A 13651-nucleotide genomic window follows, 5' to 3' on the forward strand; every position below is an offset into this window, starting at 1 on the left:
GCAAGCGCCCGTTCACCAGCTGCCAGCATTCAGCGCCCGTCTTCTGACAGCCGACCTTGCACCAGCCGCAATTGCCGCCCGCAACGCGCTGCCAGTGCCTCATCATGGGTAACGACGATAAACGCCGTGCCCTGGGTGCGCGCCAGTTCCAGCATCAGCTCAAACACGCCGTCAGCCGTGGCGCGATCCAGATTGCCGGTGGGTTCATCGGCCAGCACGCAAGCCGGGCGCGTGACTAGCGCCCGGGCAATCGCCACGCGCTGACGCTCGCCACCTGAGAGCTCGGACGGGCGATGCAGCAGGCGATCCTGCAAGCCAACCTTCACTAGCATTTCAGTAGCTATACGGGAAGATTCTGCGGGGGCCAGGCGTCGAATCCATAAAGGCATGGCGACGTTGTCCAGCGCGCTGAATTCAGGCAGCAGGTGGTGAAACTGATAGACAAAGCCGAGGTACTGGTTGCGCAGACGCCCTTGCGCAGCGGCGCTCTGATGCGCAAGGTCCTGTCCGTGCAAGAAGACCGAGCCACTGGTGGGCGCATCGAGCCCGCCCATCAGGTGCAAGAGCGTGCTTTTGCCGGAACCCGATGCCCCGACGATAGCCAGCGTCTCGCCCGCGCGCACATCCAGGTCCACGCCCTGCAGCACGGTCACATCGAGCCGGCCCTCGGTGAAGCGCTTGGTGATGGCGCGCGCGCTTAAAACAATGTCGCTCTTAATTTCACTCATAACGCAAAGCCTCCGCCGGGTTCACCCGGCTGGCGCGCCAACTCGGGTACAGGGTGGCCAGAAAAGCCAGCACCAGGGAAATGACGGCAATCGGCACGATGTCCGCCTGCTGCGGATCGCTCGGCATGCGGCTGATCAAGTAAATGTCTTTGGGCAAGAAGCTGGCGTGAAACAGCCGCTCCAGCGCGGGCACGATCACGTCGATGTTGAACGCCACGCCCAGGCCCAGGGCCAGCCCGGCGAAAGTGCCAATCACCCCCACCATCGCGCCCTGCACCACAAAAATCCCCATGATGCTTCGGGGGCTGGCGCCCAGCGTGCGCAGGATGGCGATGTCGGCGCGCTTGTCGGTGACCGTCATCACCAGCGTACTGACCAGGTTGAAGGCCGCCACCGCCACGATCAGGGTCAGGATGATGAACATCATGCGTTTTTCCATCTGCACGGCGGCAAACCAGGTGCGGTTCTGGCGTGTCCAGTCGCGGATCAACAACTCGCCGCTCAAGGTCTTGGCCAGGTCAGCCGCCACCTCGCGCGCCTGGTGCAAATCGCGCAGCTTGACCCGCACGCCACTGGGGCCCTCCAAACGGAAGATGCGCGCCGCATCTTCAATGTGCATCAGCACCAGCGCCGAATCGTATTCAAAATGCCCGGAGTCGAACGTGCCCACCACCGTCATCTGCTTAAGGCGCGGCACGACACCGGCCGGGGTCACCTGGCCACTGGGCGCGACCAGCGTCACCTTGTCGCCCTGGCTCACCCCCAGGGAACGTGCTAGTTCGCCGCCCAGCACGACACCAAATTCACCGGGGATCAGGCGGTTCAAGCCGGTGTTCTTGAGCTCGATGGCGAGGTCGGTCACTTCGGGCTCCAGCCTCGGCTCAATGCCCCGGACCATCGTGCCTTTCATGTCCTCACCCCGCGCCAGCAGGGCTTGCGTAGCTATAAAAGGTGCTGCACCAATCACCTGCGGATGGGCCCGCACCTGACTCAGTGTGAGGGCCACATCGGGCAAGGCCGCGCCATTGGGCGCCAAAATTTCAATGTGCGACACCACGCCCAGCATGCGATCGCGCACCTCTTTCTGAAAACCGTTCATCACGCTCAACACGATGATCAGTGCCGCCACGCCCAGCGCAATGCCCAGCATGGAGACGCCCGAGATGAACGAGATAAAACCGTTGCGCCGGGTCGCGCGGCCAGCGCGCGTATAGCGCCAGCCAAGAATGAGCTCATAAGGGAGTTGCATGGACCGCCAAAGTTGAAAACAGGGGGCATTGTGGCATTGACACCCCTCCGCCTGAGTTGCAGCCACAATTCCCGGACAATCAAGCCATGCACCTTTTGATCCCCTTCGCCTTTTGCAGTTCCGAGGGCTGCCGCCTGGCCCTGGCGCCGCTCAAACTCCCGAATCTTGAAAAACTGCTGCGCCGCCTGACACCGCAGCCGCTGGACAGCGGCGACGAGTCCAGCCTGTCGCCACCGCATGAACGCGCTTTGGCGAGCGCGCTGGGTCTGCCGACTCAGGACGGCTTGATTCCCTGGGCGGGGCTGCAGGCGCAAACCACCCTGGCCACGCCCGAAGCCAGCAAGGCCTGGGCCTTCATCACCCCTTGCCATTGGCGCACCGGCGCCAAGCATGTCGCCATGGGCGAGGCGACGCTGCCCGAATTTGCGGCGCAGGAATCTACTGCCTTGCTGGCAGCCATGCAGCCCTATTTTTCTGAAGACGGCATCAGCTTGCACTATGACCAGCCCGGACGTTGGCTGGCCTGCGGCGACGTGTTCAAAGGCCTGGCCACCGCGTCCCTGGACCGCGTGGCCGGGCGCGACGTGGCGCACTGGCTGCCCGGCAGCAGCCGCGCCATTCCCCTGCAACGCCTGCAAAGTGAAATGCAGATGCTGCTCTACCACCACCCGGTCAACGACGCCCGCGCAGCCCGCGGCGTGCCAACTGTCAACTCGTTCTGGATCAGCGGCACCGGCGCCTTGCCTGAATTGCCGCAGCCAGCTGGCACAGCGGCGCAGCCGGTGGTCGTGAGCACTTTGCGTGACGCTGCGTTAAGTGAAAACTGGCCCGCCTGGGCGCAAGCCTGGCAAGCGCTGGATGCGACCGAGTGCGCCGCGCTGTTGACCACCTTGAGTCAGGGCGGCAGCTTTGAGCTGACCCTCTGTGGCGAACGCAGTGCCCAGACCTTCACGGCCAAGCCAGCCTCGGTTCTGAGGAAAGTTTTAAGGCTTTTTGGCTCCCAGCCCCCGTCCATATTGCTTGAGCAGCTATGAAAATATTAGTTCGTGAGATTCCGCCCCGTTCTGCCTGGACGCTGGAACAGGCCGGCATCCACCCGCTGCTGGCCCAGCTTTATGCAGCGCGCGGCGTGCAAAGTGCGCAGCAGCTCGACGACGGCCTGGCGCGCCTGATTGCCCCAAACGAAATGCTGGGTTTGAGTGCGGCCGCTCGTCTGCTGGCCGACGCGATTGCGGCTGACAAGAAGCTCTGCATCGTCGCCGACTACGACTGCGACGGCGCCACCGCCTGCGCCGTCGGCATTCGCGGCTTGCGCCTGCTCGGCGCCAAGCACGTCAGCTACATCGTGCCCGACCGCGTGGTCGATGGCTATGGCCTGACGCCGCCGATCTCCGAGCGCGTCAAGGCCAGCGGCGCTGACGTGCTGATCACGGTCGATAACGGCATCGCCAGTTTTGAAGGTGTCGCCACCGCGCGTGCCCTGGGTTTGCAGGTGCTGGTGACGGACCACCATTTGCCCGCCAGCCAGGATGGCCGGATCGTGCTGCCCGAAGCGGACGTGATCGTGAATCCGAATCAACCCGGCTGCACGTTCGAGAGCAAGTCCATCGCTGGTGTCGGCGTGATGTTTTACGTGTTGCTGGCGCTGCGCGCCGAGTTGCGGCAACGTGGCATGTTCAATGCTGCCACGCAACCGAAACTCGATGCCCTGCTGCCGCTGGTGGCGCTGGGCACGGTGGCCGATGTCGTCAAGCTCGATGCGAACAACCGCCGCCTCGTGGCCCAAGGGCTAAAAAGGGTGCGAGCCCTTATGTTACCTACCGGACTAGCTAGTCTTTTTGTAGCAGCCGGGCGTGACGCCAAAGTCGCCACCACCTTCGACTTTGGCTTTGCCCTGGGGCCGCGCATCAACGCCGCCGGGCGCTTGTCCGACATGACCTTGGGCATTGAATGTCTGCTGACGGACGATGCAGCGCGAGGCGCGGAACTGGCCAAGGCACTCGACGGCATCAACCGCGAGCGCCGTGAGATTGAAGGCAGCATGCGCGAACAGGCGTTTGCCGTGGCCGAATCCTTGTTTGACGACAACGAGGAGCCACCACCGGCCATCTGCGTCTTCGATGCGGACTTTCACGAAGGCGTGGTGGGCATCGTGGCCTCGCGCATCAAGGACAAGCTGCATCGCCCGACTTTTGTTTTTGCGGCCAGTGGGGCGCCAGGGCGCGAGCATGAACTCAAAGGCTCGGGCCGCTCCATCCCCGGCTTTCATTTGCGTGACGCGCTTGATCTGGTGGCCAAGCGCCACCCCGGCGTGCTGCTGCGTTTTGGCGGCCACGCCATGGCGGCCGGTTGCACCATTGCCGAAGAAAACCTGGCCACCTTTGAGCAGGGCCTGAGCCTGGTGGCGCAAGAGTGGCTGGATGCCGCCACCTTGCTGCGCCGCCTGGAGACCGACGGCCCGCTCAAACCCGAGTACCGCCGGGTCGAACTGGTGGATGTGCTGCACCAAGAGGTGTGGGGCCAGGGCTTTGCGCCGCCGACCTTCAGCGAAGAAGTCGACGTGCTGTCGCAGCGCCTGGTGGGTGAAAAGCACCTGGCGCTCAAGCTCAAGCACCAAGGTCAACCGGTGGACGGCATCTGGTTTGGCCACACCGAGCCGCTACCGGCCCGCGTCAAGCTTGCGTTCCGGCTGGATGCCGATGCCTGGAACGGCGTGCGCCGGGTGCGGTTTTTGGTCGAGGCGGCAGAGCTGTAAGAGCCGACCTATGCGAAAATGTTTGCCGTGACAGCCCCTATCAACGCCGACCTCCATTCCCATTCCACCGTCTCCGATGGCACGCTGACGCCGGAAGAACTGGCCGCACGCGCCAAAGCCAACGGGGTGGAGTTGTGGGCGCTCACCGACCACGATGAAGTCGGCGGTCAGGCACGCGCCGCAGCGGCAGCCAAGGCCTTGGGCATGGGCCACCTCACCGGGGTCGAGATTTCGGTCAGTTTTCTGCACCAGACCGTCCACATAGTGGGTTTGGGTTTTGATGCCGACAACGCGGCCCTGGTCAACGGCTTGCGCCAAACCCGGGGTGGACGCGAACAGCGCGCCAGGGAAATGGCCTTGGGCCTGGCAAAAGTCGGCGTTCACGGCGCTTTTGAGGGTGCGCTCAAGTACGCCGGCAATCGTGACCTGATTTCTCGCACCCACTTTGCCCGTTTTTTGGTGGAATCTGGCGTCTGCCGCGACACCCATGAGGTGTTTCGCAAGTACCTGACCGAAGGCAAGCCCGGTTTTGTCGAACACCGTTGGGCCAGCCTGAAAGACGCTGTAACCTGGATCACGCAGGCCGGCGGCCTGGCCGTGATTGCCCACCCGGCGCGCTACAAATTCTCTGCCAATGAAGAGTTTGCCCTGTTTGCCGAATTCAAGGGGCACGGCGGGCGCGGCGTCGAAGTGGTCACCGGCAGCCACACGGCGGCCGAATACATCAGCTACGCCGACACCGCGCGCGAATTTGGCCTGGCAGCCTCGCGCGGCAGCGACTTTCACAGCCCCGACGAGAGCCACACCGAGATCGGCACGCTGCCATCTTTGCCGGCTGCACTGACGCCGGTTTGGGAATTGCTGGTCGACCGGATTCAGGTCGCCGCTCACCCGAGCCTGGGGGCCGTCGCCCCCGCAATTCATTAGCCCCGCCATGGCAATCTGGCGCACCCAGCAAGCGGCTGGCATTGCTTTGATTGTGCTGGCCACGCTGGCCTTCGCCATCCTCGACACTGTCACCAAATACATTGTCACGCTGGTACCGCTACTGATGCTGCTCTGGTTTCGCTACGCGTTTCAGGCGGTGCTGACGTTTGTCCTTCGTTTTCCGATCCAGAAGGGCCGCTTGTTCAGCACCCCGAATCCGCGCTTTCAGGCGCTGCGCGGGGTGTTGTTGCTGATCACCAGCGCCTGCGCGTTTTTTGGATTGCGTTATTTGCCAGTGGGTGAGTTCACCGCCATGGTGATGTTGTCGCCGCTGGCCGCCACCGCCATGGCGGCCTGGGTGCTGAAAGACCACGTTTCACACCGGCGCTGGTTGTTGATGGCCGCCGGTCTGGCCGGGGTCTTGCTGGTGGTTCGCCCCGGCGGCCAGGTTTTCAGCTGGGCTCTGCTGTTTCCGGTGCTGCTGGTGACCACCTACGGTTGGTTTCAGGTGCTCACCAGCCGCTTGAGCGGCGAGGAAAACCCCTACACCACGCACTTTTACACCGGTCTGGCGGGTGCGGCTGTCATGAGCCCGATTGTGGTTTTCAATTGGAGCACCGTCGCCCTGCTGACCTATTGGCCGTGGTTTGTGCTCGTCGGATTTTTGGGCACTTTTGGCCACTTGATGTTGATTCGGGCCTATGCCCGCGCCTCGGCCCCGGTGCTCACGCCCTACTTGTATTCCCAAATCGCCTTCGCCACCCTGGCGGGCTGGCTGGTGTTCAAGCATGTGCCTGACGCGCTGGCCTGGCTGGGCATTGCCGTGATTGCGGCCAGCGGCGTGGGCAATGCGTTGTTGTCATCGCACGAGGTGGCCAAGCTGCGCCGCGCGGTCGCCCCTGCGGCCTGAGCCGTGTTCTCCCCCGCGTTGCGGTTCTGACTGACCCAACTTCACCGACAATACGCCCATGCCTCAACTGTTTGAAGTTCACCCTGTCAACCCGCAACCCCGCTTGCTCAAGCAGGCCATTGCCCTGCTCGACCAGGGCGACATCCTGGCGGTGCCGACCGACTCCAGCTACGCCTTGGTTTGCCATCTGGACGACAAGGCGGCGGCCGACAAGCTGCGCCGCATCCGCGGCGTGGACGACAAACACCACCTCACGCTGCTGTGCCGCGACCTCTCGGAATTGGCCAACTACGCGCAGGTGGACAACCAGCAGTTTCGGCGCATCAAGTCAGCCACACCCGGACCTTACACCTTCATTCTGCAAGCCAGCAAGGAAGTGCCACGTCGCCTGAGCCACCCGTCACGCAAGACCATTGGCCTGCGCGTGCCCGAGCACAAGGTCTTGCAGGCGCTGCTGGAGCTGCACCACGGCCCACTGTTGGCGACCACCTTGATCCCGCCGGGTGAAACCGAGCCCATCAACGACGCACAGGAAATCAGTGTGCGCTACAAAAGCCAGATTGCAGCCGTGATTGACGCCGGTGCCTGTCCCCGGGAACCGACCACGGTCGTCGATCTCACCGAGTCCGAGCCCGTCGTTATTCGCCAGGGCAGAGGCTCGCTGGCCGCCCTCGGCCTGTAAGCCGCTGATCACCCCCATTAGATATTGACCCCATGGATATTGCCAACCTGATTCAGACCGTTGCCCTGTACGCGCTGCCGGTGCTGTTCGCCATCACGGTGCACGAGGCTGCGCACGGCTACGTCGCCCGCCATTTTGGCGACAACACGGCCTACATGCTGGGGCGCGTCACGCTCAACCCGCTCAAGCACATCGACCCCGTGGGCACAATCTTGATGCCGCTCTTGTTGTACTTTGCCACCTCGGGCGCCTTCTTGTTTGGCTATGCCAAACCGGTGCCCGTCAACTTTGGCAAATTGCGCGAGCCTAAGCGCCAGATGATCTGGGTGGCGCTGGCCGGGCCGGGCGTCAATTTCATTCAGGCCTTTCTGTGGGGCGCGCTGTTCTATGTACTCAAAGGCACAGGCGTCACCGAGCCCTTTTTTATCAAGATGGCGCAAGGCGGCATTCTGGTCAATCTGGTGATGTTTGCCTTCAACCTGTTCCCGCTCCCGCCGCTGGACGGCGGGCGTATTCTGGTCGGCTTGCTGCCCTATCGCCAGGCCGAACTGGTCTCGCGGGTAGAGCCCTGGGGCTTTTTCATTGTGATGGCACTGGTGATTTCAGGCATCGTCAGCACACTCTGGCTGCAACCCTTGATGAGGCTAAGCTACTTCGTACTTGACATCTTGCTCAGCCCGATTTCCATGATTTTTGGCTAGCCTGCCGCCTTTTTTTTCCCACAAATTTCCCTTATGAGTTCCACGCGTTTTCTGACTGGTATCACCACCTCCGGCACCCCCCACCTCGGCAATTATGTCGGCTCCATTCGGCCCTCAGTGCGGGCCAGTCTCAGGGCAGATGTGGAAAGCTTTTATTTTCTGGCCGACTACCACGCGCTGATCAAGATTGACGAACCAGAGCGCATCCAGCGCTCCACGCTGGAAATAGCCGCCAGTTGGCTGGCCGCCGGGCTAGACCCCGAGCGCGTCATTTTCTATCGCCAGTCCGATGTCCCCGAAATCCCGGAACTGACTTGGCTGTTGACCTGCGTCATTGGCAAGGGCGTACTGAACCGGGCGCACGCCTACAAGGCGGCGGTGGACAAAAATGCCGCAGCCGGTGCTGACCCCGACTCGGACGTGAGCGCGGGTCTCTTCATGTATCCGGTGCTGATGGGCGCCGACATCTTGATGTTCAACGCGCACAAAGTGCCGGTCGGTCGCGACCAAGTGCAGCACATCGAGATGGCGCGCGACATGGCGTACAGCTTCAACCACCGCTATGGCGATCACTTTGTGCCGCCCGAAGCCGAAATTGAGGACAACGTCGCCACCCTGCCCGGGCTGGACGGGCGCAAGATGAGCAAAAGCTACGACAACACCATCCCCTTGTTTGCGCCGCGCGCGCAGCTCAAAAAACTCATTGCCAGCATCGTAACCGACTCGCGCGCACCCGGTGAGGCCAAGGACCCCGAAAGCTCTGCGCTGTTCCAGATTTACCAGGCCTTTGCCACGCAAGAGGAAAGCAGCACGCTGCGCCAGGCCTATGCCGATGGCATTGCGTGGAGCGACGCCAAACAGATTGTGTTTGAGCGCATTGACGACGAAATAGCGCCGCTGCGCGAGGTCTATCAAGCGCTGCTGGATGACCCCGCCCGAATCGAGACCATCCTGCTCGCGGGCGCGGCCAAGGCCCGTCACATTGCCACCCCCTTTATGGGTCGTTTGCGTCAGGCTGTGGGCTTGCGTGACCTGCGCACGCAAAGCAGCAAAACCGCCAAGTCCGTCAAATCCGCCTTGCCGGTTTTCAAACAGTACCGCGAAAACGACGGTCAGTTTTACTTCAAACTGTTGGATACGGACGGCCGTTTGCTGCTGCAAAGTACGGGCTTTGCTTCACCCAAAGTGGCAGGCCAAACCATTGCCATGCTACAGACCCAAGGTGCGAGCGCCTTGACTGAACTGAAAGACCGGTTGCAATGCGGCTTGGACGTGCAAACCCAGGACATTGATACTGCCCTGCAAGCCTTGCTGGATGCCAAAACCAAATAAATGACAGTCGGGGCCACTGCTACAATCCAATGCTTGAGTCGCAGGAGAGGTGGCAGAGTGGCCGAATGTACCTGACTCGAAATCAGGCGTACCGCAAGGTACCGTGGGTTCGAATCCCACCCTCTCCGCCAAAAAAAGCAAAGCTCTTTCACTAAATAGAAATAGTGAAAGAGCTTTTTTCATTGACAGGTTCCTGCCACCAAGCCGCGCAGCGAGCTCATACCTCAAGGTCAATTGTCGGGTCAAGCCCCGAAAAGTCTGACGCGGTTGCCGCCGCTCTCCTTGGCAAGATACATGGCGGCATCGGCGCTGCGCGATAGCGCCAGTTCGTCACTGCCATGCGCCGGATAAAGGGCCACACCGATGCTGGCCCCAATGCGCAAACTTCGGCCATCAAGGTCAAAGGGCTGACCGAGGGCGTTGCATATTTTTTCGGCGACCTGCACGGCATCCTGATCCATCTCGACATGGGTCAGCAGCACGACAAACTCGTCACCACCCAGGCGCCCCACCGTATCGGCATTGCGCACACAGGCCTGCATCCGTTTCGCAGCGGCACTCAGCAACAAGTCCCCGACATGATGGCCGCAGGTATCGTTGATGTCCTTGAACTCGTCCAAATCAACAAACAGCAAGGCCATGTGATTCTTGTCGCGTCGCGCTTGCGAGACCGCTTGACGCAGCCGGTCGTCAAACAGTGCGCGGTTGGGCAAACCAGTCAGGCAATCGTGCTGGGCCAGATGCTCAAGCGCTTGCCGGCTTTCATTCAAATCGCGCATGTTCGCCACGATGATGTTCTGCATGTCGTTCAGACTGCTGGCCAGCAGGCCGACCTCATCCTTGCGGTCCGCTGGCAGATCTCTGACCACCTGCTCCTTCGAAAACAGACTCATCGCCCCAGCCATTCTCCGCAAGGGTCTGGTCACGGCGCGCGAAACCAACGCCGCCAGCAGCGCAGCGAGCACCGCCAGGCCAAGAATCATCTGCACAGTCTTCCAGCCCAATATTGATGTTGCCCGCACGACATTCTCATGCGGCTGCGACAGGCCCAGAATAACAAAGTGCTTCTCAATGGAGCCGCCAAATGGAATGCGGACAAAAGCGGCCACCAGGCCACTTGCGGTCTGCTGCGCTGCTTCAATGGTGGTCACAACACTGGCGCTCTTGCCATTGATCAAGGCCGCCACCGGCTCGAAAACCTCCTGAATGAAGATTCTGCGTCCCTGGTCAAAACCAAAAGCTTCGGCCGGGTTGGGATGAATCAGATAGTCACCCCAATGGTTGCTCAAGTACAGCTGATAGGCATTTGGCAAATCGGATTTCAAGCGGTCAAACAAGCCATTCAGATCCAGGTTGATCACAATCAGTCCTCGCACTTTCCCGTTGTCGGCCAGCACGGGTGCGGCCACCCGCACGGTCGGTTTATGCAAGCCGGCGTGCGCGCCTTCTTCGTGATTGATCGTGATATCCGACAAATAGACCTGCCCACGGCCGAGCTTCAGTGTGTTGAATACATAGGGGTAATGGGCCTTTTCCTGCAGATCAGCCGCCAGCACGGGCAACAATTTGTCGCGGTCCCGGTCCAAGCGAACCAATTCCCGACCGTGCTGATCGACGCCAATCAGTCGAACCTGAAAATACTCAGGATGCACCGCCATCATCGCCGCGAACACATCGGTCAACCGATTTTTGTCATCACCCGCTGCCTCGTTCTCACGGCCACCGACGATCACAGCGCTTGCCGGCAGACTGGCCAGCAGCAAGGTGTCCCTGGCAACTGCGTCGATGTTGGCCTGAAAGTTACGTCCCAGCACTTGGGTCGCCGTTAGCAAGTCGCGTTGCGCCGCCGCCAGCAAAGCGGCACGACCACTGGCGTACGCGTAGTAACCCACAATGCCCATCGCCACCAGACTGAAGCTGGCCAACAGAAGCCCCAGCTTGAAACCGATGCCGTAGCGCATGGGCTAAAACCGTCCTGGCAAATCGCCAGAAATAATGCGTCCCCACAGGGCTGAGCGGCGCTTGTCACCTTCGACTGGCTCGATCCAGATGATCTTGTCCGCATTCGCCGTTTCGGGGTCAACCTCTATCGTATTGGACAGGCCCTGGCGGCGGGTCAATTCACTGCTCACCTTCTTGTCCAGCATGAAGTTGATCCAACTTTCTGCCAGCTTTTTGTTTTTGACGCCACGTGTCAGCGCCCAGCAATCCAACCAGGCCAGCGCGCCCTCCTGGGGAATGACGTAACCGACATCGGCGCCGGCATCGCGCAGCAGCTTGAGCTGTTGGCGGCCGTAATTGGCAAACAGGAGCGCCGCCGAGTGGTGGCGAAACAGCTCGACGGACTCTTCCGGCAAGGTGTAAAAAGTCAGCACATTGCGGCGCAAGGCAATCAGGTGATTGACTACGTTTTTGAAATCTTTATCTTCAATCTGGAATGGCTTTCCACCCAACACCAGAGAGGCAATCGAAAAGTTGTGGCTGCTGGTGTCAAACGCAAGCACGCGTCCCTTGTATTGCGGGTCCCACATCACCGCCAGCGACGTTGGTGCCTGTTTGAACTGCTTGCGATCAAAAATCAGCCCCATTTCGGAATAGGTGTAGGGAACCGCGTAGACCTCACCCAGGCGGGTAATGCCAGGAATGCTCTGGACCTTGCGAAAGCGGGGCAACTGGTGCGCCGTGTTGGGAATATTGGCGAGCCGCAGCGGCACCACCAGTCGCTCGTCAATGTAGTGCTGGATTTCGGCCGTGTTGGCCGCAAACACATCGAAGTCGCCGCCCTGGTTCGCGCTGATCTTTTGCCGCAGCACATCGTCAGAACTGACGAAGCTCACCTCAACCCGCACGCCCTGTTGTTTCTCAAACACCTTCACCAGATCGACGTCGGCGTAGCCAGGCCACGCCAATACGCGCAAGGTCTCCACCGCCTGGCCTGGCAAACTCAGCGTCAATGCGACGATGAGCAGCAGCAACAGGCGCAGATTCATGGAATGCTACATACCCATGTCATTCATGGTGGTGGCGCCCAGGACTTTTTGGCCTCCCACATAGGGCCGCAGGACCTGCGGGACGGTGACTGAGCCATCGGCATTCTGGTAATTTTCCAATACGGCCACCAGCGCGCGCCCAACCGCCAGACCCGAGCCGTTGAGGGTATGAACCAGCTCATTTTTACCCTGTGCGTTCTTGAAGCGCGCTTGCAGGCGACGCGCCTGGAAGGCCTCGCAGTTCGACACCGAGCTGATTTCACGGTAGGCGTTTTGCGCCGGCAACCAGACCTCCAGGTCGTAGGTCTTGCTGGCACCAAAGCCCATGTCGCCGGTGCACAGGCTCATCACCCGATATGGCAGACCGAGTTTTTGCAGAATCGCTTCCGCGTGACCGGTCATCTGTTCCAGCGTCTCGTAACTCTTGTCGGGGTGCACGATCTGCACCATCTCGACCTTGTCAAACTGGTGCTGACGAATCAGGCCACGCGTGTCGCGCCCGGCACTGCCAGCCTCGGAGCGAAAACACGGTGTGTGAGCGGTGAGCTTGACCGGCAACTCGGCCTCGGCCAACACCACGTCGCGTACAAAGTTGGTCAGCGGCACTTCGCTGGTCGGAATCAAGTAAAGTGCACTGTTGTCGGGCGCAGCTTCAGCCTCTTGCCCGCCTTTTTTGGCGGCAAACAAGTCGGCTTCAAACTTGGGCAACTGTCCGGTGCCGCGCATGCTTTGCGCATTGACGATGTAGGGCGTGTAGCACTCGGTGTAGCCGTGTTCCTGGGTTTGCACGTCCAGCATGAACTGGGCCAGCGCCCGGTGCAGGCGTGCAATCGGGCCTTTCATGACGGTGAAGCGGGCGCCGGTGAGCTTGACGCCCAACTCGAAGTCGAGCCCCAGTGGCGTGCCGATATCAACGTGGTCTTTCACCGCAAAATCAAATGCCTTTGGCCCCTTGCCGTCAGGACTCCAGGTGCGCACCACCACATTGCCATGCTCATCCGCGCCCACCGGCACGCTCTCGTGTGGCAAGTTGGGAACGCCCAGCAACAGCGCCTGCAATTCCAGCTGAATCTGCTCCAGCCGGGTCGCAGAGGCTTCCAGCTCAGCCTTCAGGCCTGCCACCTCCGCCATGACCGCATCCGACTCGGTTTGACCGGCTGGGCCTTTGGCCTTGAGCTGACCAATCTGCTTGCTCAAAGAATTGCGCTTGCCCTGCAGTTCCTCCGTGCGCATCTGAATCGTCTTGCGCTCTGCCTCCAGCGTCTTGAAGGCGTCCACATTGAGAAAGGCTTGCGGTGATTTACGGGTCTCGATGCGTGCAATAACCGAGTCGAGGTCTTTTCGGAGGGTGGTGATGTCTAGCATGACAAGATTGTA

The 13651-nt window shown here is 61.0% G+C and carries 12 protein-coding genes and 1 tRNA gene; 8 read left to right on the forward strand and 5 right to left on the reverse strand.

The annotated features are described in order from the left end of the window. Nucleotides 1–29: 29 nt before the first annotated feature. Both lolD and GZ093_RS03730 read right to left on the reverse strand, forming a co-directional pair. Nucleotides 30–728 (reverse strand): lipoprotein-releasing ABC transporter ATP-binding protein LolD, encoded by a 699-nt coding sequence (gene lolD / locus GZ093_RS03725; protein WP_296482291.1) that lies wholly within the window; start codon nt 726–728, stop codon nt 30–32. Continuing rightward, nucleotides 721–1977, reverse strand: coding sequence for a lipoprotein-releasing ABC transporter permease subunit (locus GZ093_RS03730; protein ID WP_296482293.1), 1257 nt, complete (start codon nt 1975–1977; stop codon nt 721–723). Before GZ093_RS03730 ends, lolD begins: the two co-directional genes overlap by 8 nt. An 86-nt stretch (nt 1978–2063) precedes the next feature. Here GZ093_RS03730 and GZ093_RS03735 point away from each other — a divergent pair, with 86 nt between their 5' ends. The 8 genes from GZ093_RS03735 (at nt 2064) to GZ093_RS03770 (ending at nt 9415) form a co-directional block, all read left to right on the forward strand. Next, nucleotides 2064–3011, forward strand: coding sequence for a phosphoglycerate mutase (locus GZ093_RS03735; RefSeq protein ID WP_296482297.1), 948 nt, complete (start codon nt 2064–2066; stop codon nt 3009–3011). Next, nucleotides 3008–4732 carry a single-stranded-DNA-specific exonuclease RecJ gene (gene recJ, locus GZ093_RS03740; protein ID WP_296482300.1) on the forward strand — a complete coding sequence of 575 codons (1725 nt, stop codon included), beginning with the start codon at nt 3008–3010 and terminating at the stop codon, nt 4730–4732. Before GZ093_RS03735 ends, recJ begins: the two co-directional genes overlap by 4 nt. A 27-nt stretch (nt 4733–4759) precedes the next feature. After that, complete coding sequence (locus GZ093_RS03745) at nt 4760–5659, forward strand: 3',5'-nucleoside bisphosphate phosphatase (protein WP_296482302.1); 900 nt, start codon at nt 4760–4762, stop codon at nt 5657–5659. 7 nt (nt 5660–5666) lie between these two features. Further along, complete coding sequence (locus GZ093_RS03750; protein ID WP_296482305.1) at nt 5667–6569, forward strand: DMT family transporter; 903 nt, start codon at nt 5667–5669, stop codon at nt 6567–6569. Between the two features lie 58 nt (nt 6570–6627). Then, entirely contained in the window at nt 6628–7251 is a 624-nt protein-coding gene (locus GZ093_RS03755) for an L-threonylcarbamoyladenylate synthase (RefSeq protein ID WP_296482308.1), read from the forward strand. Nucleotides 7252–7283: 32 nt separating this feature from the next. Continuing rightward, nucleotides 7284–7952: a site-2 protease family protein gene (locus GZ093_RS03760; RefSeq protein WP_296482311.1), complete on the forward strand. Its 669-nt coding sequence runs from the start codon at nt 7284–7286 to the stop codon at nt 7950–7952. 33 nt (nt 7953–7985) lie between these two features. After that, a complete protein-coding gene (locus tag GZ093_RS03765; RefSeq protein ID WP_296482314.1) occupies nt 7986–9284 on the forward strand; it encodes a tryptophan--tRNA ligase in 1299 nt (432 codons plus the stop codon). Nucleotides 9285–9327: 43 nt separating this feature from the next. Beyond that, nucleotides 9328–9415 (forward strand) — tRNA-Ser (locus GZ093_RS03770). A 111-nt stretch (nt 9416–9526) separates the two neighbouring features. Here the strand turns inward: GZ093_RS03770 and GZ093_RS03775 are convergent. Genes GZ093_RS03775 through serS form a run of 3 tightly spaced genes read right to left on the reverse strand, consistent with a single transcriptional unit; the run spans nt 9527 to nt 13639 of the window. Beyond that, the gene (locus GZ093_RS03775) at nt 9527–11245 is read right to left on the reverse strand and encodes a GGDEF domain-containing protein (RefSeq protein ID WP_296482316.1); all 1719 of its coding nucleotides are present in this window, start codon (nt 11243–11245) and stop codon (nt 9527–9529) included. A gap of 3 nt (nt 11246–11248) precedes the next feature. After that, the gene (locus GZ093_RS03780) at nt 11249–12274 is read right to left on the reverse strand and encodes an extracellular solute-binding protein (RefSeq protein WP_296482319.1); all 1026 of its coding nucleotides are present in this window, start codon (nt 12272–12274) and stop codon (nt 11249–11251) included. A 6-nt stretch (nt 12275–12280) separates the two neighbouring features. Beyond that, the gene (gene serS, locus GZ093_RS03785; RefSeq protein ID WP_296482322.1) at nt 12281–13639 is read right to left on the reverse strand and encodes a serine--tRNA ligase; all 1359 of its coding nucleotides are present in this window, start codon (nt 13637–13639) and stop codon (nt 12281–12283) included. Nucleotides 13640–13651: the final 12 nt, after the last annotated feature.

The organism is Rhodoferax sp. (assembly GCF_010365055.1).
GTDB lineage: Bacteria > Pseudomonadota > Gammaproteobacteria > Burkholderiales > Burkholderiaceae_C > Rhodoferax.

What these genes read in the sequence shown, in the direction of transcription:
- serS (WP_296482322.1), bottom strand. Translation starts at nt 13,639, where the DNA reads ATGCTAGACATCACCACCCTCCGAAAAGACCTCGACTCGGTTATTGCA.
- GZ093_RS03775 (WP_296482316.1), bottom strand. Translation starts at nt 11,245, where the DNA reads ATGCGCTACGGCATCGGTTTCAAGCTGGGGCTTCTGTTGGCCAGCTTC.
- GZ093_RS03765 (WP_296482314.1), top strand. Translation starts at nt 7,986, where the DNA reads ATGAGTTCCACGCGTTTTCTGACTGGTATCACCACCTCCGGCACCCCC.
- GZ093_RS03755 (WP_296482308.1), top strand. Translation starts at nt 6,628, where the DNA reads ATGCCTCAACTGTTTGAAGTTCACCCTGTCAACCCGCAACCCCGCTTG.
- GZ093_RS03780 (WP_296482319.1), bottom strand. Translation starts at nt 12,274, where the DNA reads ATGAATCTGCGCCTGTTGCTGCTGCTCATCGTCGCATTGACGCTGAGT.
- GZ093_RS03730 (WP_296482293.1), bottom strand. Translation starts at nt 1,977, where the DNA reads ATGCAACTCCCTTATGAGCTCATTCTTGGCTGGCGCTATACGCGCGCT.
- GZ093_RS03750 (WP_296482305.1), top strand. Translation starts at nt 5,667, where the DNA reads ATGGCAATCTGGCGCACCCAGCAAGCGGCTGGCATTGCTTTGATTGTG.
- lolD (WP_296482291.1), bottom strand. Translation starts at nt 728, where the DNA reads ATGAGTGAAATTAAGAGCGACATTGTTTTAAGCGCGCGCGCCATCACC.
- GZ093_RS03760 (WP_296482311.1), top strand. Translation starts at nt 7,284, where the DNA reads ATGGATATTGCCAACCTGATTCAGACCGTTGCCCTGTACGCGCTGCCG.
- GZ093_RS03735 (WP_296482297.1), top strand. Translation starts at nt 2,064, where the DNA reads ATGCACCTTTTGATCCCCTTCGCCTTTTGCAGTTCCGAGGGCTGCCGC.
- recJ (WP_296482300.1), top strand. Translation starts at nt 3,008, where the DNA reads ATGAAAATATTAGTTCGTGAGATTCCGCCCCGTTCTGCCTGGACGCTG.